Here is an 18,234-nt window from a genome sequence, read left to right as displayed (position 1 = left end):
GGCGGTATTCCCAATCAACTTTGACTGTGCGAGCGGCGTCGCCGCGAGCATATAGCCCATAAGTCGCGTCGATCGTTACCGCACGACCTCGCGGTGGCGGCCGGGCAGGCGGGTGGCGATGAGCTTGTCGATGCGGCGGCCGTCGAGGTCGACGACCTCGAAGCGCCAGCCTTGCGCGTCGACACATTCGCCGGTCGCCGGCAGATGGTGCAAATGCGACAGCACATAGCCGGCGACGGTTTCGTAATCGCGGCTCTCAGGCAGGTCGATGCCGAGGACCTCTGCCATCTCGTCGGCCTGCATGTAGCCGGCGAGCAGCCATGAGCCGTCCTCGCGCTTGACGGCGTTTTCCTCTTCGCCGGCGTCGAGATCCGAACGGAAGACGCCGGTGATCGCTTCCAGAATGTCGGCCGGGGTGACGATGCCTTCGAAATGGCCGTATTCGTCATGCACCAGCGCCATCGGCACGTCGGATTCCTTCAGCGTCGCAAGCACGTCCAGCGCGTCGGCCTGGTCATGCACGATCGGCGCGGCCCGCACGTGCCGGCGCGGGTCGAGAGCGCGGCCGCCGAGCATTGCGGCCAGCACGTCGCGGGTCTGGACGACGCCGATCATGGCGTCGACGCCGCCGTCGCCGGCCGGCAGGCGCGAATGCTGGGTGTCCATCAGCAGCTTCCTGATGGCCGCCTCGTCGGATTGCAGATTGATCCAGTCGACCTCGGTGCGCGGCGTCATCACCGCGCGCACGGCACGGTCGCCGAGCCGCATGACGCCGGCGATCATCCGCCGTTCGTCGGATTCGATGGTGCCGTGGTGCTCGGCTTCGGCGACCAGCATCTTGATCTCCTCGTCGGTGACCTTATCCTCGCTCTGACCGCGCTGGCCAAGCAGCCACAGGAGGGCGCGGCCGGAAAAATCGAGCAGGAAGACCAGCGGCGCCGAGACGCTGGCGAGGATGGTCATTGCCGGGGCGACCCTGACGGCTACCCGTTCGGGGTCGCGCAATGCGATCTGCTTGGGCACCAGTTCGCCGATGATCAGCGAGCCATAGGTGATGAGGGCGACGACGATGCCGACGCCGAGCGGATCGGCGAGGCTTTCGCGGATGCCGGCCGACGCCAGGGAGGTGGCCAGCCGCTCGCCGAGCGTGGCGCCGGAAAAGGCACCGGACAAGACGCCGACCAAAGTGATGCCGATCTGCACCGAGGACAGGAATTTTCCCGGATTGGCGCCGAGCGCCAGGGCCCGGCCGGCGCCCTTGACGTTGCGGTCGATCATCGTCTTGAGGCGCGCCGGCCGCGACGAGACGATGGCGAGTTCGGACATCGACAGAAGGCCGTTCACGCAGATGAGGACGACCACGATGGCAATTTCAGCATAAAGCATGCCGGGTCCATAGCATTGCCGCGCGGTTTTCGAAAATAGGACGGTCGCGCTTTTTAAATTTAGCGAGCCGGGCAATCAGGCGGCACCCATGCCGCATCCCAGGGCGGCGCGGAAAAATGCTCGATCAGGGCGTCGACGACGACGCGCACCTTTGGCGCGAGATTGCGTGTTACCGGCCAGATGGCATGCACCACGGTGTTTTCGACAAGACAGTCCGACAGAACCATTTCGAGCTCGCCGCGCCTGATGCTGTCGGCCGTCAGCCATGTCGGCAGATAGACGATGCCGCAGCCGGCCAGTACCGCATCGAGCATCGGTTCGCCGTGGCCGAGCACCAGCCGCGCCTTGGGCGCGAATTTTTCGAGACGGCCGTCGACATGCCTGACTGTCCAGGGATGGACCGTGCCGTCGCGGCCGTAGCCGATGAGGCTGTGCCTGGCCAGGTCCTCGATCGATAGCGGCCTGCCATGGGCGTCGAGATAGGCGGGGGCGGCGCAGATGGCCGAACGTTGGGCATAGATGCGGCGCGCGGCGATCGACAAGCTGTCGTCGAGGTCGCCCATACGCACCGCCAGGTCGATGCCTTCCTCGATCAGGTCGACGCGCCGGTCGTTGAACGAGATTTCCATCGTCAGGTCCGGGAATTTTTTGGAAATGTCGAACAGCAGCGGGGCGACGCACCGCCGGCCGAAGGCCAAAGGCAGGTCGACGCGCAGCCGCCCGGAAGGCACCTGCTTGCGCGATGCCAACAGCGACCGGGCGGCTTCGATCTCGGCCAGTGCCCTGACGCAGGCTTCGTAATAGCTCAGGCCCTCGCTGGTCGGGCTGAGGCTGCGGGTGGTGCGGTTGAGCAGGCGGACGCCCAATCGCTGTTCCAGCTGCGCGATCGACTTGCCGACCGCCGATTTGGTGACATGCAGCCGTGCGCCAGCGCCGGTGAAGCTGCCGGCCTCCACCGCGTGAACGAATGCGACGATGCCTTGCAAATTGGCCGATTCCAATGAAGCGCTCCTATTGTAGAGTTTTGCTCCTTAATCTGTTGCAGAACATGCCACATGGAAGCACTTTTCTCCATAGTGAAACGGCGTAAATGTCTCGCGCAATCATCAACCACGGAGCGCGAACCAAATGAGCACCGAAAACAGATCCTGGCAGATGAACGGTTTCGGCCTGTCCAGGTTGAAGCCGGCTGATGGAAAGCTGCCCCAACCCGGGCCGCATGATCTTCTGGTACGCGTCACAGCGGTATCGCTGAATTACAAGGACAGGATGATCGTCGATGGCGTGCTGATACCGGACCTCAGCTTTCCGTTCGTGCCGACATCGGACGCGGTAGGCGAAGTAGTCGCCACCGGCAGCGAAGTCAGCCGCTTCGGCATCGGGCAGCGCGTGCTCGGCCAGGTGATCGCCGACTGGCCGGACGGCGACGCCCCGCCGGTGCTGCACAAGCATACGCTTGGTTCGTCACTGCCCGGCATGCTGTCCGAGCATGTGCTTTTTCATGAGGATGCCGCCGTGGCGGCGCCGCCGTCGCTCAGCGACGTCGAGGCATCGACGCTGCCGATCGCGGCGCTGACGGCGTGGTTCGCGCTGGTCGAGGCGGCCAAGCCGATCCCGGGGGAAACCGTTCTCATCCAGGGCACCGGCGGCGTGTCGCTGTTTGCGCTGCAATTTGCCGCCGCCTTCGGCCTGCGCGCCATCGTCACCTCGATCAGCGACGAGAAGGTCGAGCGGGCGAAGGCGCTCGGCGCCTGGAAGGCGATCAATTATCGCAGCCAGCCGGCATGGGACGAGGCTGCGCGCGAACTGACAAACGGGGCCGGCGTCAGGCATGTGCTGGAAATGGTCGGCGGCGACAATGCGCGGCGCTCGCTCAATGCGCTGGGCGCCGACGGCAGGCTGTCGCTCATCGGCCTTCTCGGCAGCATGGAGCTCAGTTTCCCGATCATTCCGTTCCTGCGCAACCGGATCGTCGTCCAGGGCATATCGATCGGCCACCGCCGCGCTTTCGAGCGAATGAACCAGGCGATCGAGACGCTCGCGATCAAGCCGGTGATCGACAAGGTGTTTGGCTTCGACGAGGTGCCGCAGGCATTCGAGCGTCTGGAGACGGGACCGTTCGGCAAGATCGTGATCACCGTGCCCTGAGCCCGTCGGGACGAAATGGCTGTCAGACGGGAAGGCTGATCGCGCGCCTACGGCAGTTGCAGCAGGACGCCGATGATGGTCTTGCCGTCGGTGAAATAGGGATCGCCTTCGCCGTTGCGCCCGGCCTTTGTGGCGCCGACGCCTGGTATCTCGCTGGTCGAGATCAGCATGCCGGCGGCGGAGAGGTCGCGCATCAGCCCATCGCGCTCGGCGTCGATGTCGGGGCCGATGTGATGAGTGATCGCGCCGGTGTCATGGCTGAGGCCGACGCCGCGGTCGAAGCTTGCCGAGCCGAGCCAGAGCGGCCGGCCGTCGTCTCCGGTCGCATCGGTCTGCCAGAAGCGGACATGGTGGCGCCGGTCGGCGCTGTCACCGACCGGCTTTTCGAAGGCGAGGTCCTGGGCGCGGCCTTCGAACAGCAGCCGGCTGACCGGCGCGTCGGGATAGGGGCGGTCAAACAGCACGCTTTCGCCGATTTCGATGGCCGTCTTCAGCGTGATGGCGTCTGCCGTATCCCAGCCGGCGACGGCAAAAGCATGGACAAGCTCCTTCTTGGTGCCGACAAGGCCGACATTGATCGGATCGCCCGGAATGCCTTGCGGCGTGTGCGTCACCATCTCGAATTGCTGATTGCGAAAATTGCGGTCCCGCAACGTCCAGAACTCAGGCGCGGCGAAATAGGCGAGCGAAAGATAGGCGGCACAGCATGCCACCAGCCAGGTCGTTGCACGTCGTCGCAGGCTTCGTTGGCTCAAGAGGCACCACCCAAGCGTCTGCGCACCATCTTAACCGGCGCAGCAAGTCTTGGGCAGGGGCTGCAATCAGCGGCAGGCGCGATAGCCGTTCTTGCGGTTCTTGATGTCGAAATGGAAATGGTTGCGGTGATCGTAATTGTAGCCGGGGCCGAGCACGGTGGTGAAATACTGGCAGCCGTCGGCGCGGACATTGTTGAGGAAGCCGCGGGTGCGGAAGGCGAACAGGCCGGGCTTGCGGACGTCGATATCGTCGCCATTGTTGAGTTCGATGCTCATCACGTCGAGCGCATTGCCCTTGCCGTGTTCCGACAAAACACCTTCGCCGGCAATCCTGCGGCAGGAATAGCTCGAGCCCTGGTGGATGGTCTTGACGCCTGAGAAATAGCGCCAGCGGGCCGACGGCACGAGTTCGTTCCTGGTCCAGCCGGCAAAGGTGGCGGCCATGTCGCAGGTCAGCGTCGCGGCCGGCTTCATCTCGACACTGCCGATGGCCGAGACCTTGACCGGATAGTCGATCCCGCACTGGCCTTCATGGATCGGCGCAACGTCGGTGTAGACGACGCCGAGGCGTTTCAATTCCTTGCGGCAATCGATCTCTGTGGCCGGCATCTGTTCGGCCGGCGACATCGGGTTGTCCAGGCGCGGATAGGCGGCCGTCATAAAGGGATTGGACGGGACGAGGCGCTGCATACCCGAATATTGCGGCCCGGAATCTTGCGCGCCGGAATATTGCGGGTCGGAATTGGGCGGGACGGCAGCGGTCTGGCTGCCGACATCGACGGCCGGCTGCAGCGACAGCACGCTGCCGGTATTGCAGGCCGAGACCGCCGCAATGGCAAGCAGGGCGGCAAGCCTGCCGGCTATGCGCGCGCATTCTGTGTGCCGCACAGCGGCAAGCGCAGCGCGAAATAGCCCGGCCATCGGAAGGGTTCCTGTCCCCAGATGGCACAGACTCTAAACCTGAAGAGTAAAGGAAAAATCAGCGGCGCCGTTCACGCCTGCGGCCAAATTGCGGCGCCCCCATAGGCTAAGGTCACTGGCAAAACGTACCACCGTTGCGGCGCGGTTCGAGGTCGAAGTGGAGATGCTGCGAATGATCGGCGTCGCTGCCGGGGCCAAGCACGGTCTTGAACGGTCCGCAGGCTGCCTTGCGCACTGCGTTCAGGAATTTCGCGTCCTTTTCCGGCGGCGCCGGGCCGACATCGATCTCCTTCCCGTCCGAAAGCTTGAAGCTGGCGATGTCGAGCGCGTTGCCGAAGGCGTGCTCCGACAATTTGCCGCCGCCATTGCGCGACCGGCAGACAAAGGCGGAGGCCTGGCCGATCGATTTAATATCCGCGCCGAACTCGGCCTTTGCGGCAGGCTGGATGACGGACGCAGCAAAGCGGGCGGCCGCTTCCGCCATCTGGCAATTCAGCTCGGGCTCCGGGCCGATGGCGATGGATTTGCCGAGCGTCTTCAGCGCGATCGGGTAGGGGATCGAGCAACCGACTGACGTATCATGCTCTGGCTTGCGCTCCTCGAAATCGACGCCCATCGACTTCAGCCGCCTGCGGCAGGCCAATTCCTCGGCCGGCATTTCTCTCCCGGCAATGGCGGCCGATCGAGGATCAGGAAGGATTTTTTGCTCCGCCTTCTCGTCTGCCTCGGCCGGGTTTGGTGGCGCGCCTGGTGGGCCTGCCGGCGGCTCAGCCCGTGCCGGCTTTTCGGGCGGCTGCGGTGCAATCGCCGGCGGCTCCGGAGCATCCTCCGGGCGCGGTTCGGGGACCGGGATCTCGGTTGGTGGCGGCGGAGTGACTTGCTGGTTGAGCTGCGGAACTGGTGCAGTTTGCGGTAGGTCGGGTGCCTTGGCTAAAACGGGTCCCGCCAGCGGCGTAGCCGCAACGGCCAGCAGCAATCTGCCCAATCTGAAAAAGCCAAACGCCGCCATTACGTCGCAACGGCCAGAATGCAGGGAAGTTGCCTTGAGCGAGGGGGGCGGCCGATCACAATCGGTAACCGCGCCGTCACGCGCCGATCGCTTCCAAGCCTTCCTCGAGCCAGTCCGCCAGCAGCGGCATGCCGAGCAGATATTTTGCCGTGCGCTTGTTGGCGCGCTCGCGGGCGGCGGACAGCGCGTCCGTCCATTCCGTCGCGTCATAGTCGCCGCGGCCGACCCAGGCCAACGCAATCAGTTCGGCCGCTTCGTCGACATTGAGATCGTCGATCAGCTCGCGCAGTTCTTCTTCGGTGAGATCTTCGGAGCTTTCCTCGGCAAGGCCGTCATGATGGTGGTTGTCGTGCGCGTTGCCGTCGAGCTCTACCTCGTGCTCGGCGCCGTCGGCATAGTCTTCGTTGACGGCGGCGCTGAGCGCCTTCGCCTTCAGGATGAACAGGCGCACGGTGTCGGGACCGATCGAAAGCTCCCAGTCTCGTTCAACGCGTTGCTGCACCGGCCGTCTCCCTGCTTCGTGCTCGGTCGGCCCGATGATAGCGGATTTGCAGCGCTCGTCACATTATCTTGCGCGGCGGCGTTGATCGTGAAGCATGATTTCGATGCCCTCTCTTCCCGGATAAGATGGCCTTGCTGGGAGAGATCGCGGTTTTGAGATAGGATGACATTTTCCGGGACGAAACGGCGTTGGGCCGGCGTTAGTGTTGCATTGTCAGGTTCAAAGGAGAATTCGATGCGCAGACGATTGCTGATTTACGCCATGGCCATCGCCGCCCTGCCGCTGATTGTGGCTCCGGCGTTTTCGGCTGGTGAAGGCGGGGGAGGTGGCGGTGGCGGCGGCAATGGCGGCGGCCAGTCCCAGTGCAAGAAGGGGGAGGCGTGGGACAAGAAACAGAAGAAATGCGTCTCCCCGAAGCAAGGCATGCTGGACGACGACAGCATCTACGATGCCGGTCGCGCGCTGGCGATGGATGGACGCTACGACGAGGCGATCGGCGTGCTCAGCCTCGCCGCCAACAAGCAGGATCCGCGCATCCTCAATTATCTCGGCTATTCGCACCGCCATTCCGGCCGCGTCACCGTCGGCCTCGGCTATTACGAGGAAGCGCTGCGCATCGACCCGAATTACACGCTGGTGCGCGAATATCTCGGCGAGGCGCACCTGCAGATCGGCGATCTTGCCGGCGCCCAGGAACAGCTCCGCGAGATCGAGAAGCGCACGGGCAAGGGGTCTCGCGAATACGGCATGCTGTCGGAGCAGATCGATCATTTCATGAGGAGCTGATCCTCCGGAACGCTCCTCATAACCGGCTGTGAGCGATCGCAGCCGGTTTTTTGCTGTGCTGCACATGTTGGCCACAACCGAGATTTGGCATCACGGTACACGATACGATCTTGGAAACCGCCGCTTGACGTGGGGTCAGCCGTGCAATCGGTGGATGATTTTTCAAAAACCGACTTTTTGGACGTGAAAAACCCGCGAAGATTGCTATATCTTGCGAAATTGTGGTGAGACGGTTCCGTTAGCCCGAGGCTGCCGGACCGTTTTCTTTTTGTACCATCGACAAGGTCGCTCCCGATTGCGGGGGCGGCGGCAGGAAAGGTCAGGCATTATGAACAAGGTCCCGATGACAGGCGAGGGGTTCGCGTCATTGAAGGAAGAACTGCGCTGGCGCCAGCAACAGGAGCGGCCGCGTATCATCGAGGCGATTTCCGAAGCGCGCTCGCATGGCGACCTATCCGAAAATGCCGAATATCACGCGGCAAAAGAGGCACAGAGCCTCAATGAGGGCCGGGTCAACGAACTCGAGGACCTGATCGCGCGGGCCGAGGTGATCGACGTCACCAAGCTCAGCGGCGACAAGGTCAAGTTCGGCGCCACCGTGGTGCTGGTCGACGAGGATACCGAGGAGAAAAAGACCTACCAGATCGTCGGCGACCAGGAAGCGGACGTGAAGTCCGGCCGCATCTCGATCTCCTCGCCGATCGCCCGCGCCCTGATCGGCAAGGAAGTCGGCGACGCCATTGAGGTCAATGCGCCAGGCGGCGCCAGGGGCTACGAGATCGTCCAGGTGCAGTTCATCTAGGGGATTGGCGCTGCTCTGCCTTCTCCCCTTGTGGGAGAAGGTGGCCTCGCGAAGCGAGGTCGGATGAGGGGTGTTCCAGCTTGGCTCCCTCCGCACTCCGTCCAACACCCCTCATCCGTCTTGGCGCTGCGCGCCAATCCACCTTCTCCCACAAGGGGAGAAGGGAAGGGGCAACGCTGACCTTTCCGATTGAATTGATTGAGCAAATCAGCGGCCACCGGCCTGACCAAGCGTCTGGCGCTCCACAAGCCTTTCGGCTTCCGCCATCACCTCCGGCGGCGTGACGCTGTGGCCGGGCCTGGCTAGCAGCGTCGATGAGAATGGCCCGCGCGGACCGGTCAGGCCAGGCTCGGTAGCGAGGAATATCGCCACCGTCGGCAGGCCGAAAGCGCTGGCGAGATGGGTCAGGCCGGTGTCGGCGCCGATGACCAGCGCCGAGCCGCCGATGACGGCGGCGATCTCGGCTAGCGGCGACCTGGGAACCACCACGGTTTGCGAAATGGCGCGGGCGATCGCCTCGGCAACCGCCTGTTCCCGGTCGTTCGACCAGGTGGTGACCGGCGTCATTCCCATGTTCACCAGCAGGCGGGCGGTTTCGATCCAGTCCGCGACCGGCCATTTCTTGTCCTCGCGGCTGGTGCCGTGCAGCAGGAAGGCGGTCTTTTCACCGGCAAAAGTCGATCTTCCGGCTGGCGGCGCGATACCCGATTCAAGCCTGGAAAAATCCGGCTCGTAGCCGAGCGCCAGCCCGAACAGGCGTTTCGTGCGCTCGATGGCATGCAGGCCGCGCGGCACGGCATAGCGATGGCCATGAAACAGGCTTGCCGAAGGCTCGCGGGCGCTCGACCGATCGAACCCGGCGACCGGGGCTGCCGCCAGCCGCGCCACCAGCGCCGATTTCAGCAAGCCTTGTGCATCGAGGACGAGGTCGTAGCGGCAATCGCGCAAGGCGCGGCGCAAGCCGACCACTTCCCGCCATGTGCCGGGCTCGAGCAGCTTCCTGCGCCAGCGCCGGATCGCCACGCTGTGGATGGTTTGGATGGCTGGATGCAGCGCCACGATGCCGGCAAATGCCTCTTCGACACACCAGTCGAAGGAGATATCCGGCCGAGCGCGGCGCGCGTCCTCGATCGCCGGGAAGGTGTGGATGACGTCGCCCATGGACGATGTCTTGACGATCAGCACTTTCATGCGGCGGCCGGCATTTCCAGCAGCCGCTCCGCCGCCGCCACGACGCGTTCGACCTCCAGCGTGTTCAGGCAGTTGAGATGACCGAGCGGGCAGATTTTTTTGTGGCAGGGCGAACAGGACAGGCCGAGCCAGAGCAGTTCGCGGCGCTCGGCGAGCGGCGGCGTGTTCTGCGGCGAGGTCGAGCCGTAAACGGCGACTACCGGCGTGCCGACGGCGGCGGCGACATGCATCAGCCCGCTGTCGTTGGAGACGGCGAGCCTCGCCGCCGCGATCAGGTCGATGGCATCCTCGAGCCGCGTCTGGCCGGCAAGATCGACGGCGCCCGGAGCCAGCGCGGCGATTTCAGCCGTCACCCCAGCGTCGTTCTTCGACCCGAACAGCGCGACGCCAAACCCTTTCGCCATCATCTCACGGGCAAGGCCGGCATAGTGTTCGCTCGGCCAGCGCTTGGCCGGGCCGAATTCTGCGCCGGGCATGACTGCCACGAATTTCCCCGCTGTCAGCCCGAAACGGCTGAGCAGTGCCGCCTGGCTGGCTTGATCGACGGCGAGCTTCGGCGCCTGGAAGGCGCCACCACGGGCAAGGCTGAAATAGGCCTGCGCGGTGCGCCGTTTCAGGCGATCGGGCAAGGGCACGATGTCGGTCAGTAGCCCGTAGCGCATTTCCTTGAGATGGCCGACACGGCGCGGAATGCCGGCAAAGAACGGGATCAGCGCCGACTTCCAGCTTCCCGGCAGGACAAAGGCCATGTCGTAGCGGCCGCGCAGCAGGCGGCCGAAGCGCCTTCGGGTGCGGAATTCGAACGTGCCGGATTGCAGCGGCAGGTCGATCTGCTGGCGGATTTCGGGCATGCGCTTGACCAGCGGTGCTGCCCACGCCGGCGCCAGCACGTCGATGGCGGCGTTCGGATGAAGCTCCCTCAGCGCCTGGAACAGGCACTGCGCCATCACCATGTCGCCCACCCAGCGTGGGCCGATCACGAGGATCGTTGGGCTTTCAGCCATTCGACATAGTCTCTGACGCCGGTTTCCACTGTGCGGAACTGGCCATTGTAACCGGCTGCGCGCAAGCGGGACATATCAGCTTGCGTAAAGCTCTGGTAGCTGCCCTTGAGGTGGTCGGGAAACTCGATGAACTCGATCTGGCCTTGGCCGAGCGTATCGATCACCGTTTCGGCAATGGCGCGGAACGGCTGAGCCTTGCCTGTGCCGCAGTTGAAGATGCCGCTCGAGCCGCGTTTCCACAGCCACAGATTGACGTCGGCGACATCGCCGACATGGATGAAGTCGCGGCTCTGCTCGCCGGGCCCGAAACCACCATAGGCGCCGAACAGCTTCGGGTTCTGCCCTTGCTCGACTTGGTTGAACAGATGGAAGGCGACAGAGGCCATGGCGCCCTTATGCGCCTCGCGCGGTCCGTAGACGTTGAAATAACGCAGGCCCGCCACCGGCGAATGGTCGGTATCGAACACGGTACGGCGGACATAGTCGTCGAACAGCTTTTTCGAATAGGCATAGACGTTGAGCGGGCGTTCGTATTGCGGCTCCTCGCGGAACTCGGCGCCGCCGCCATAGACGGAAGCGGAGGAGGCATAGAGAAACGGCACGCGCAGGGCCAGGCAGGCGTGCAGCAGGCGCTTCGAATAGGTGTAGTTGACCTCCATCATGAACTTGCCGTTCCATTCGGTGGTGGTCGAGCAGGCACCCTGGTGGAAAACCGCCTCGATGCGGCCGAGGTCGCCGGCCTCCATCCGCGCCAGAAAATCGTCCTTGTCGAGATAATCGGCGATCTCGAGATCGGCGAGGTTGGCGATCTTGTGGCCGTCGGTGAGGTCGTCGACGACGAGGATGTCGCTGAAACCGTCGGCGTTGAGCGCGGCGACGATGTTGGAACCGATCATGCCGGCGCCGCCCGTGACGATGATCATGAAAGCCTCTGGTACCTTGTGCCGGTTGTAGCCCTTGTGGGATTCTGGCCTTATAGGGGAGGCGGGCCGGGCTGTCGACAAAGCAGGTGGCGGGGCGGCCGGATGAGCGCCACAGTGCCGCCGCAAAGCTCTCGCTTCAGTCGGTGACCACCGGCGAAGCGTGACAGGAGCAAGGTAATGCCGTCAACCGAACTGCTTGTCGCCTTTTTCGCCACCACGGCGATCTTCGCCTATATCCCCGGTCCCGCCATGCTCTATGCCGCCGCGCAAACCATGGCGCGCGGCCGCTGGTCCGGGCTGATGGCGGCGCTCGGCATCCATCTCGGCGGTTACGTTCATGTCTTCGCCGCCGCCGTCGGCCTGTCGGTGCTTTTCCATGCCGTGCCGGTGCTTTACATGGCGGTCAAGCTGGTCGGTGCGCTGTATCTGATCTGGCTCGGTGTTTCTTTGTTTCGCGCCAAGGCGCAAGGCGACGTTGTCTTGCCGGGAATTCAGCCGAAATCCGCCCGCCGCGCGTTTTTCGAGAGCGTTGCCGTCGAGGTGCTCAACCCGAAAACGGCGATTTTCTTCATGGCGTTCCTGCCGCAATTCATCGATGCCTCGGCAGCGTTTCCGGTCTGGCTGCAGTTCGTCGTGCTTGGAACGATCGTCAATTTGATGTTCTCGTCGGCCGACATTGTTTGCGTGGTGCTGGCCGGCGCGGTGATCGCCAGGCTGCGGCAGTCGAGCCGGGCGCAGCGCCTGATGCGGCGCGCCGGCGGTACGATGCTTGTTGGGCTGGGCGTGCATGTCGCGTTGCAGAAAAGCTGACGCACTGTCTCGCCGCGGCGATCGCTCGAAGGCCTGCCGTTGCGTCGGCTGAAATTGCGGTATATCGGCATCGCCATGAACGGCCGGCCCTGCCAATCGAATCCCCCGTCACTGAAAATCGGCTCTCCCACGCGTTGACATGATCAAGCTGCCCTCTCCCGAACCTCTTCACCGCGCCATTTCGCGCTTCGGTGGCGCCACCGTGCTGGTGGTCGGCGATTTCATCCTCGACCGTTTCGTCAACGGCGTGATCGAGCGCATTTCGCCGGAAGCGCCGATCCCCGTGCTGCACGGGCGCGGCGAAACGCTGGCGATGGGCGGCGCCGGCAATGTCGTCGCCAACATCGTTTCGCTCGGCGCTGCCGTGATACCGGTCTCGGTGATCGGCGCTGACGAGGCCGGCAAGAACCTCATGCGCATGCTCGGCGACTTTGGCGTCGACACCGGCGGGCTGGCGCAGGATGCCGATCGCATGACGTCGTCCAAAAGCCGCTTCAGCGCGCTCAACCAGCAGGTGCTGCGTTTCGACGAAGAGGAAATCAAGCCGCTGGGCGATGCCGAGCGCGCGGCATTGGTCGGGCATTTTCGCGAAGCGCTGGCGCGGGCCGACATCGTCATCCTGTCCGACTATGGCAAGGGCGTGCTGCTCGACGGTGTCGCCGGCGAACTGATCTCGATCTGCCGGCAAGCGGGCAAGCCGGTGCTGATCGATCCGAAGGGCCGCGACTATGCGCGTTATGCCGGCGCGACGGCAATCACGCCCAACCGCAAGGAACTCGGCGAGGCGGTCGGCCGCGCAGTGTTTGCCGACGACGAGATCGAGGCGGCGGCACGCCAGCTGATTTCGACGCACGGTTTCGATTTCGTCGTCGCGACGCGCAGCGAAAAGGGCATGAGCGTCATCGGTGCGGACGACGCCCGCCATATCGCCACGCAGGCGCGCGAAGTGTTCGACGTTTCGGGCGCCGGCGACACGGTGATCGCGACGTTTGCACTGGGACTTGCAGCAGGCGCCGACCGCGTCATGGCAGGATCAATCGCCAACGCCGCCGGCGGTGTTGTCGTCGGCAAGCGCGGCACGGCGCGGCTGACGATCGAGGAACTCACGGGTGCGCTGTTTCGCTCGCATGGTCCGGTCGCCCACTTGGATGCGATCCTCGATGCCGCCGCCGCCGCGCGGCTGGTGGCGGGCTGGAAAGACGAGGGCTTGAGCGTCGGCTTCACCAATGGCTGTTTCGATATCCTGCATGCCGGCCATGTCAGCCTGTTGCATGCGGCCCGCAGCCAGTGCGACCGGCTGGTGCTCGGCCTCAACAGCGATGCCTCGGTGCGCCGGCTGAAAGGGCCGGGGCGCCCGGTCAACGACCAGCATGACCGGGCCTGCGTGCTGGCAGCACTTGCCTCGGTCGACGCCGTCGTCATCTTCGAGGAGGATACGCCGCTTTCGCTGATCGAGGCGCTGAGCCCCGACATACTGGTCAAGGGCGCCGACTATACGGTCGATCAGGTGGTTGGCGCCGATGTCGTGCAGAAGGCCGGCGGGCGCGTCGTGCTGGTCGACCTCGTCGCCGGCAAGAGCACGACCGGCACCATCGGCAGATTGCGCGCCGGGAACTGAGGGTTTCATGTCCGAACTGAACGATTACCTGGCCCGCTCGGCGGCCGCGATTTCGGCGATGGTCGAGCGTGACCTGACCAGCGAGATGGAGCGGGCGGTCAGCGCCGTCGTCGCCGCGCTTTCGCAGGGCAAGGCGCTGCTGATAGCAGGCAATGGCGGTTCGGCCAGCGACGCCATCCATATCGCCGGCGAGCTGGTCGGCCGCTTCCTCAGGGAGCGCAAGGCCTACAACGTCATCGCGCTGCCGGCCAACGCGGCGGTGCTGACCGCCTGGGGCAATGATTACGGCTTCGACACGGTGTTTGCGCGCCAGGTCGAGGCGCATGGTTCGGCGGGCGCCGTGCTGCTCGCCATCTCGACCAGCGGCAATTCGCCAAGCATCCTCGCCGCCGCCCAGCAAGCGCGCATGATGGGCATGACGGTGATCAGCCTGACCGGCGATACCGGCGGCAAGCTGAAGCCGCTCTCCGACATCCTGCTCAACGTACCCTCGACCTCGACGCCGATCATCCAGCAGGGGCATTTGTGCCTCTACCACCATTTGTGCGAAATGGTCGAAACGCGCCTCTGCGACGCGGGGTGATCCTCGAACTCTCAGGACCTGGGTTCCTCGCCCACCGCGAAGCGGGGGAGAGGTGGCCGCGCAGCGGCCGGAGAGGGGGCTTCGTAGAGCGCGGTTCCCCTCTCCGTCTCGGCTTCGCCGAGCCACCTCTCCCCACTTTCGTGGGGCGAGGAACCCAAGCTGGAATGAAGGCAGGCAATTTTGTTCTTGCTTTGTGCCGGCAGCTATGCTACTATTTTCAGTATGGTGATGATTCCACCGACGATCCCGCCCGCCGAGGCGGGTTTTTTGTTTCCGGGTTTTTGTTTCGCAGCTGCTTTGCCTGGTCTCTCAGGCCGAAAACGCCACCAACCCTTCGTCTTTGACCCGGCGGATGGTCAGCGCGGTTCGCACCGTATCGACATTGGGGGCCGAGGCCAGTTCCTCGATAACGAAGGTCTGGAAGGTGCCGAGATCGCTCGCCACGCAATGCAGCAGGAAATCGGACTCGCCCGACACCATCCAGGCGTCGCGCACGATCGGCCAGCCACGGGTGCGCTCGGCGAAGGTCTTGAGTTCGGCGTCGGCCTGGTGATGCAGGCCGATCAGACAGAAGGCGACGACGTCGAGGCCGAGCGCCGGAGCGTTGAGCAAAGCGCGGTAGCCGCGGATGATGCCGGCCTCTTCCAGCCGCCTGACGCGGCGCAGGCACGGCGGCGCCGAAATGCCGACGCGGCTCGACAGTTCGACGTTGGTCATGCGTCCGTCCTGCTGAAGCTCGCGCAGGATCTTCCAGTCGATAGCATCGAGATCGGCCTTGATCGGCATGGTGGCTTCCGTGGTGACGCGAAAGAATCTTTCGCGACTTTGTAATTAAACGACTTTGCTGTCTATTCCATCCGCTGGATCGAGGATTTTCGCATCATCTTGCTGCGGGTTGCTTGTCGCCGTCGCCGGCGCCGAAGCTTTCCGGGGACGAACGGCAACTTGCCTTGCTGGCGTCGCAGGCAACACTTACATTACGCGCAACAATCGATGAGAGTTCATGCCACAATCCATGGCTGCTCCCCGCAGAGGTTTTTCATGATCACCAAGCACGCGCCTGTTCTCATCATCGGCTCCGGCCCCGCCGGCTATACGGCGGCGATCTATGCCGCCCGCGCCATGCTCAAGCCGATGCTGGTCGCCGGCCTGCAGCAGGGCGGGCAACTGATGATCACCACCGATGTCGAAAACTATCCGGGCTTCGCCGCACCGATCCAGGGTCCATGGCTAATGAGCGAGATGCTCAGGCAGGCCGAGCATGTCGGCACCGACATCGTCAACGACATCATCACCGAGGTCGACCTCAACGTGCGGCCGTTCCGCGCCAAGGGCGATTCCGGCACGATCTATACCGCCGACGCGCTGATCATCGCCACCGGCGCGCAGGCCAAATGGCTGGGCATCCCGAGCGAACAGACCTTCATGGGATTTGGCGTTTCGGCCTGCGCCACCTGCGACGGCTTCTTCTATCGCGGCAAGGATGTCGCGGTGATCGGCGGCGGCAATTCGGCGGTGGAGGAAGCGCTCTATCTCTCCAACCTGGCCAAGAGCGTCACCGTCATCCACAGGCGCAGCGATTTCCGCGCCGAGCGCATCCTGCGCGAGCGGCTGCTGCGGAAAGATAATATCCGCGTCATCTGGGACACGGTGATCGACGAGATCACCGGCAGGCCCGGCAAGGCGCCGCTGCCGCCTTCGGTCGAAGGGCTGAAGCTGCGCAACGTGGTGACCGGGCAGGAGATGCATCTGGTGGTCGACGGCGTGTTCGTGGCGATCGGCCACGCGCCGGCGGTCGAGCTGTTTGCCGGCAAGCTGAAGCAGAAGCCGAACGGCTATCTGTGGACGGCGCCGGATTCGACCCGCACCGACATGCCGGGCGTGTTCGCCGCCGGCGACGTGACCGACGACATCTACCGCCAGGCGGTGACGGCGGCCGGGCTCGGTTGCATGGCCGCGCTCGAGGCGGAAAAATATCTGGCGGGGATCGAGGTTCACCGCGAAGCGGCGGAGTGATTGTTCGATAAGCGGCTGAGAAAAGCCGCGCAAAAGCCTGATTTTTCATTCAGACGCCGAAAACAGGCGGACGCCAGAAAACAGGACGAGGGGAAATCATGGCGTTGGATTGGGACAAGCTACGCGTGTTTCACGCCGCGGCGGAAGCGGGGTCGTTCACCCATGCCGCCGAGACACTGCATTTGTCGCAATCGGCGATCTCGCGGCAGGTCAGCGCGCTCGAGCATGACGTCGGCGTGCCGCTGTTCAATCGCCACGCCCGCGGCCTGGTGCTGACCGAGCAGGGCGAGATGCTGTTCCGCACGGCGCACGACGTGCTGATGAAGCTCGAAACCATCAAGTCGCGACTGACCGAAACCAAGGACCGGCCCTCCGGCGTGCTCAGGGTGACGACCACGGTCGGCCTCGGCGCCGGCTGGCTGACCGAGCGCGTGCAGGAATTCATCGAGCTCTATCCCGAGGTCAGCCTGCAGCTCATCCTGGCCAATGAGGAGCTCGATCTCACGATGCGCCAGGCCGACTGCGCCATCCGGCTGCGCCAGCCGCAGCAGCCCGACCTCATCCAGCGCCGCCTGTTCACCGTGCATTTTCATCTCTACGCGGCGCCATCCTATGTAAACAAATACGGCAAGCCGAATTCGATCGCCGAGCTGAAAACCCATCGCATCGTCACCTTCGGCGTGCCGGTGCCGGCGCATCTGTCGGAACTGAACTGGCTGGAGACGGTCGGCGATTTCGAAGGCGGGCAAAGGGTGCCGACGCTGCAGATCAACGACATATTGTCGATCAAGCGGGCGGTGCAGGGCGGCGCCGGCATCGCCATGCTGCCCGATTACGTGGTCAGCAAGGATTCCGGGCTGGTGCAGTTGCTGCCCGAGACCGAAGTGCCGTCCTTCGATACCTATTTCGCCTATCCCGACGCGATGAAGAACCAGGCGAAGCTGCATGTCTTCCGCGATTTCATCATCGCCAAGGCGCGCAGCTGGTCGTTCTGATTTAATGCATGTCGCGCAAAAGTGTGCAGCGGTTTTGCGATAACGACATGCATCAAACAAGAACCTAAAGCGCGTCGCATGACGTCGGTCGAACGCAACGCGCTTTAGGAACGCGTATCCGCCAGCGTGCTGGCGCCGTAGCGCAAACCGTCTACGAGCAGGGCAACCATGCGCCGCGCCTGGGCAGGGCCGCCGCCGTGTGCCGGCATGGCAAGGCTGGCGGCCGCCCCTAACAGGTCGCCCGGCTCGATATCGGCGCGCACCTCGCCGGCCGCGGCCGCCGCCTCCAGCAATGTTTGAAGCGCGGGCCGGAGCCGTTGGTTGAAATAGGCAGGCAAAGTGTCGAATGCCGGATTGCCTGAGTACAGGGCTGCCGCGAGGCCGCGTTTTGCCGTGATGAAATCCACATAGCGCTGCATCCACAGGGCGAGCGCTTCACCGGGCCTATGCTCTCTGGCCAGGACCGGTGCGGCGTCCGCACAGGCGTCAACCTCGTGACGGAAGACGGCCACGATCAGGTCCGAGCGCTGTGGAAAGTGGCGGTAGACGGTGCCGACGCCGACGCCAGCCTTTTCCGCGATCTCTCGCACCGGAGCCTCCACGCCGGAGGTCGCGAACACCGCCATGGCCGCCCGGAGCAACGCGTCGATGTTGCGCCGTGCGTCGGCGCGCACGTTGCGATCCGCGCGGTCGCGGGGTTCCAGACCATCGCCTTGATCCGTTTTGCCGTTCGGCGTTTTTTCGCCCATCAAATTACCTCTTGCAAACGGAACCTTGTTCCGGAT

General features: G+C 64.1%; 19 protein-coding genes. 8 read left to right on the top strand and 11 right to left on the bottom strand.

Annotated elements, in window-relative coordinates:
• Positions 1–75: 75 nt before the first annotated feature.
• Positions 76–1,386, bottom strand: coding sequence for a hemolysin family protein (locus tag NKJ73_RS00315; protein ID WP_352456966.1), 1,311 nt, complete (start codon positions 1,384–1,386; stop codon positions 76–78).
• A gap of 59 nt (positions 1,387–1,445) precedes the next feature.
• Complete coding sequence (locus tag NKJ73_RS00310) at positions 1,446–2,387, bottom strand: LysR family transcriptional regulator (protein WP_352456967.1); 942 nt, start codon at positions 2,385–2,387, stop codon at positions 1,446–1,448.
• A 127-nt stretch (positions 2,388–2,514) separates the two neighbouring features.
• On the opposite strand from NKJ73_RS00310, the gene NKJ73_RS00305 reads away from it, so the two are divergent.
• On the top strand, positions 2,515–3,534 hold the full coding sequence (locus tag NKJ73_RS00305; RefSeq protein ID WP_352567967.1) for a zinc-dependent alcohol dehydrogenase family protein: 1,020 nt from the start codon (positions 2,515–2,517) through the stop codon (positions 3,532–3,534).
• 47 nt (positions 3,535–3,581) lie between these two features.
• Here the strand turns inward: NKJ73_RS00305 and NKJ73_RS00300 are convergent, their stop codons facing one another.
• From NKJ73_RS00300 to NKJ73_RS00285, 4 genes are all read right to left on the bottom strand, one after another.
• Entirely contained in the window at positions 3,582–4,289 is a 708-nt protein-coding gene (locus tag NKJ73_RS00300; RefSeq protein ID WP_352567966.1) for an LssY C-terminal domain-containing protein, read from the bottom strand.
• Positions 4,290–4,355: 66 nt separating this feature from the next.
• Entirely contained in the window at positions 4,356–5,210 is an 855-nt protein-coding gene (locus NKJ73_RS00295; protein ID WP_023678356.1) for an extensin-like domain-containing protein, read from the bottom strand.
• A 112-nt stretch (positions 5,211–5,322) separates the two neighbouring features.
• Entirely contained in the window at positions 5,323–5,868 is a 546-nt protein-coding gene (locus tag NKJ73_RS34200) for an extensin-like domain-containing protein (protein ID WP_023678355.1), read from the bottom strand.
• A 427-nt stretch (positions 5,869–6,295) separates the two neighbouring features.
• Positions 6,296–6,721, bottom strand: a complete 426-nt coding sequence (locus NKJ73_RS00285; RefSeq protein WP_023678354.1) for a DUF3775 domain-containing protein — start codon at positions 6,719–6,721, stop codon at positions 6,296–6,298.
• 234 nt (positions 6,722–6,955) lie between these two features.
• On the opposite strand from NKJ73_RS00285, the gene NKJ73_RS00280 reads away from it, so the two are divergent.
• Together NKJ73_RS00280 and greA are read left to right on the top strand one after the other, a co-directional pair.
• Positions 6,956–7,507, top strand: coding sequence for a tetratricopeptide repeat protein (locus tag NKJ73_RS00280; RefSeq protein WP_352567965.1), 552 nt, complete (start codon positions 6,956–6,958; stop codon positions 7,505–7,507).
• Positions 7,508–7,835: 328 nt separating this feature from the next.
• On the top strand, positions 7,836–8,309 hold the full coding sequence (gene greA / locus NKJ73_RS00275) for a transcription elongation factor GreA (RefSeq protein ID WP_023719113.1): 474 nt from the start codon (positions 7,836–7,838) through the stop codon (positions 8,307–8,309).
• 207 nt (positions 8,310–8,516) lie between these two features.
• On the opposite strand, the gene waaC is transcribed toward greA, so the two are convergent.
• The 3 genes from waaC to rfaD are packed head-to-tail and all read right to left on the bottom strand — an operon-like array spanning position 8,517 to position 11,427.
• Positions 8,517–9,500: a lipopolysaccharide heptosyltransferase I gene (gene waaC, locus NKJ73_RS00270; protein WP_352567963.1), complete on the bottom strand. Its 984-nt coding sequence runs from the start codon at positions 9,498–9,500 to the stop codon at positions 8,517–8,519.
• Positions 9,497–10,504, bottom strand: coding sequence for a lipopolysaccharide heptosyltransferase II (gene waaF, locus NKJ73_RS00265; protein WP_023678352.1), 1,008 nt, complete (start codon positions 10,502–10,504; stop codon positions 9,497–9,499). The genes waaC and waaF overlap by 4 nt, the downstream gene beginning before the upstream one ends.
• Positions 10,477–11,427: an ADP-glyceromanno-heptose 6-epimerase gene (gene rfaD, locus NKJ73_RS00260; protein WP_023678351.1), complete on the bottom strand. Its 951-nt coding sequence runs from the start codon at positions 11,425–11,427 to the stop codon at positions 10,477–10,479. The genes waaF and rfaD overlap by 28 nt, the downstream gene beginning before the upstream one ends.
• Positions 11,428–11,604: 177 nt before the next feature.
• On the opposite strand from rfaD, the gene NKJ73_RS00255 reads away from it, so the two are divergent.
• From NKJ73_RS00255 to NKJ73_RS00245, 3 genes are all read left to right on the top strand, one after another.
• Positions 11,605–12,237, top strand: a complete 633-nt coding sequence (locus NKJ73_RS00255; protein WP_352567962.1) for a LysE family translocator — start codon at positions 11,605–11,607, stop codon at positions 12,235–12,237.
• Between the two features lie 139 nt (positions 12,238–12,376).
• Positions 12,377–13,855, top strand: coding sequence for a D-glycero-beta-D-manno-heptose-7-phosphate kinase (gene rfaE1 / locus NKJ73_RS00250; protein WP_352567961.1), 1,479 nt, complete (start codon positions 12,377–12,379; stop codon positions 13,853–13,855).
• Positions 13,856–13,862: 7 nt separating this feature from the next.
• Positions 13,863–14,438, top strand: a complete 576-nt coding sequence (locus tag NKJ73_RS00245; RefSeq protein ID WP_023678348.1) for a D-sedoheptulose-7-phosphate isomerase — start codon at positions 13,863–13,865, stop codon at positions 14,436–14,438.
• Between the two features lie 309 nt (positions 14,439–14,747).
• Here NKJ73_RS00245 and NKJ73_RS00240 read toward each other — a convergent pair whose 3' ends face one another.
• A complete protein-coding gene (locus tag NKJ73_RS00240) occupies positions 14,748–15,224 on the bottom strand; it encodes an Lrp/AsnC family transcriptional regulator (RefSeq protein ID WP_023678347.1) in 477 nt (158 codons plus the stop codon).
• Positions 15,225–15,479: 255 nt separating this feature from the next.
• Here NKJ73_RS00240 and trxB point away from each other — a divergent pair, with 255 nt between their 5' ends.
• Positions 15,480–16,454, top strand: a complete 975-nt coding sequence (gene trxB / locus NKJ73_RS00235; protein WP_352567960.1) for a thioredoxin-disulfide reductase — start codon at positions 15,480–15,482, stop codon at positions 16,452–16,454.
• A 98-nt stretch (positions 16,455–16,552) separates the two neighbouring features.
• Positions 16,553–17,449, top strand: a complete 897-nt coding sequence (locus tag NKJ73_RS00230) for a LysR family transcriptional regulator (RefSeq protein WP_023678345.1) — start codon at positions 16,553–16,555, stop codon at positions 17,447–17,449.
• Between the two features lie 104 nt (positions 17,450–17,553).
• Here the strand turns inward: NKJ73_RS00230 and NKJ73_RS00225 are convergent, their stop codons facing one another.
• A complete protein-coding gene (locus NKJ73_RS00225; protein ID WP_352567959.1) occupies positions 17,554–18,198 on the bottom strand; it encodes a TetR/AcrR family transcriptional regulator in 645 nt (214 codons plus the stop codon).
• Positions 18,199–18,234: the final 36 nt, after the last annotated feature.

The organism is Mesorhizobium sp. M0074, from assembly GCF_040322975.1.
Classification (GTDB): Bacteria; Pseudomonadota; Alphaproteobacteria; order Rhizobiales; family Rhizobiaceae; genus Mesorhizobium.
This window is presented reverse-complemented; position numbering and strand designations above follow the sequence as displayed.

What these genes read in the sequence shown, in the direction of transcription:
- NKJ73_RS00315 (WP_352456966.1), bottom strand. Translation starts at nt 1,386, where the DNA reads ATGCTTTATGCTGAAATTGCCATCGTGGTCGTCCTCATCTGCGTGAAC.
- NKJ73_RS00305 (WP_352567967.1), top strand. Translation starts at nt 2,515, where the DNA reads ATGAGCACCGAAAACAGATCCTGGCAGATGAACGGTTTCGGCCTGTCC.
- NKJ73_RS00295 (WP_023678356.1), bottom strand. Translation starts at nt 5,210, where the DNA reads ATGGCCGGGCTATTTCGCGCTGCGCTTGCCGCTGTGCGGCACACAGAA.
- NKJ73_RS34200 (WP_023678355.1), bottom strand. Translation starts at nt 5,868, where the DNA reads ATGCCGGCCGAGGAATTGGCCTGCCGCAGGCGGCTGAAGTCGATGGGC.
- NKJ73_RS00280 (WP_352567965.1), top strand. Translation starts at nt 6,956, where the DNA reads ATGCGCAGACGATTGCTGATTTACGCCATGGCCATCGCCGCCCTGCCG.
- greA (WP_023719113.1), top strand. Translation starts at nt 7,836, where the DNA reads ATGAACAAGGTCCCGATGACAGGCGAGGGGTTCGCGTCATTGAAGGAA.
- waaC (WP_352567963.1), bottom strand. Translation starts at nt 9,500, where the DNA reads ATGAAAGTGCTGATCGTCAAGACATCGTCCATGGGCGACGTCATCCAC.
- waaF (WP_023678352.1), bottom strand. Translation starts at nt 10,504, where the DNA reads ATGGCTGAAAGCCCAACGATCCTCGTGATCGGCCCACGCTGGGTGGGC.
- rfaD (WP_023678351.1), bottom strand. Translation starts at nt 11,427, where the DNA reads ATGATCATCGTCACGGGCGGCGCCGGCATGATCGGTTCCAACATCGTC.
- NKJ73_RS00255 (WP_352567962.1), top strand. Translation starts at nt 11,605, where the DNA reads ATGCCGTCAACCGAACTGCTTGTCGCCTTTTTCGCCACCACGGCGATC.
- rfaE1 (WP_352567961.1), top strand. Translation starts at nt 12,377, where the DNA reads ATGATCAAGCTGCCCTCTCCCGAACCTCTTCACCGCGCCATTTCGCGC.
- NKJ73_RS00245 (WP_023678348.1), top strand. Translation starts at nt 13,863, where the DNA reads ATGTCCGAACTGAACGATTACCTGGCCCGCTCGGCGGCCGCGATTTCG.
- NKJ73_RS00240 (WP_023678347.1), bottom strand. Translation starts at nt 15,224, where the DNA reads ATGCCGATCAAGGCCGATCTCGATGCTATCGACTGGAAGATCCTGCGC.
- trxB (WP_352567960.1), top strand. Translation starts at nt 15,480, where the DNA reads ATGATCACCAAGCACGCGCCTGTTCTCATCATCGGCTCCGGCCCCGCC.
- NKJ73_RS00230 (WP_023678345.1), top strand. Translation starts at nt 16,553, where the DNA reads ATGGCGTTGGATTGGGACAAGCTACGCGTGTTTCACGCCGCGGCGGAA.
- NKJ73_RS00225 (WP_352567959.1), bottom strand. Translation starts at nt 18,198, where the DNA reads ATGGGCGAAAAAACGCCGAACGGCAAAACGGATCAAGGCGATGGTCTG.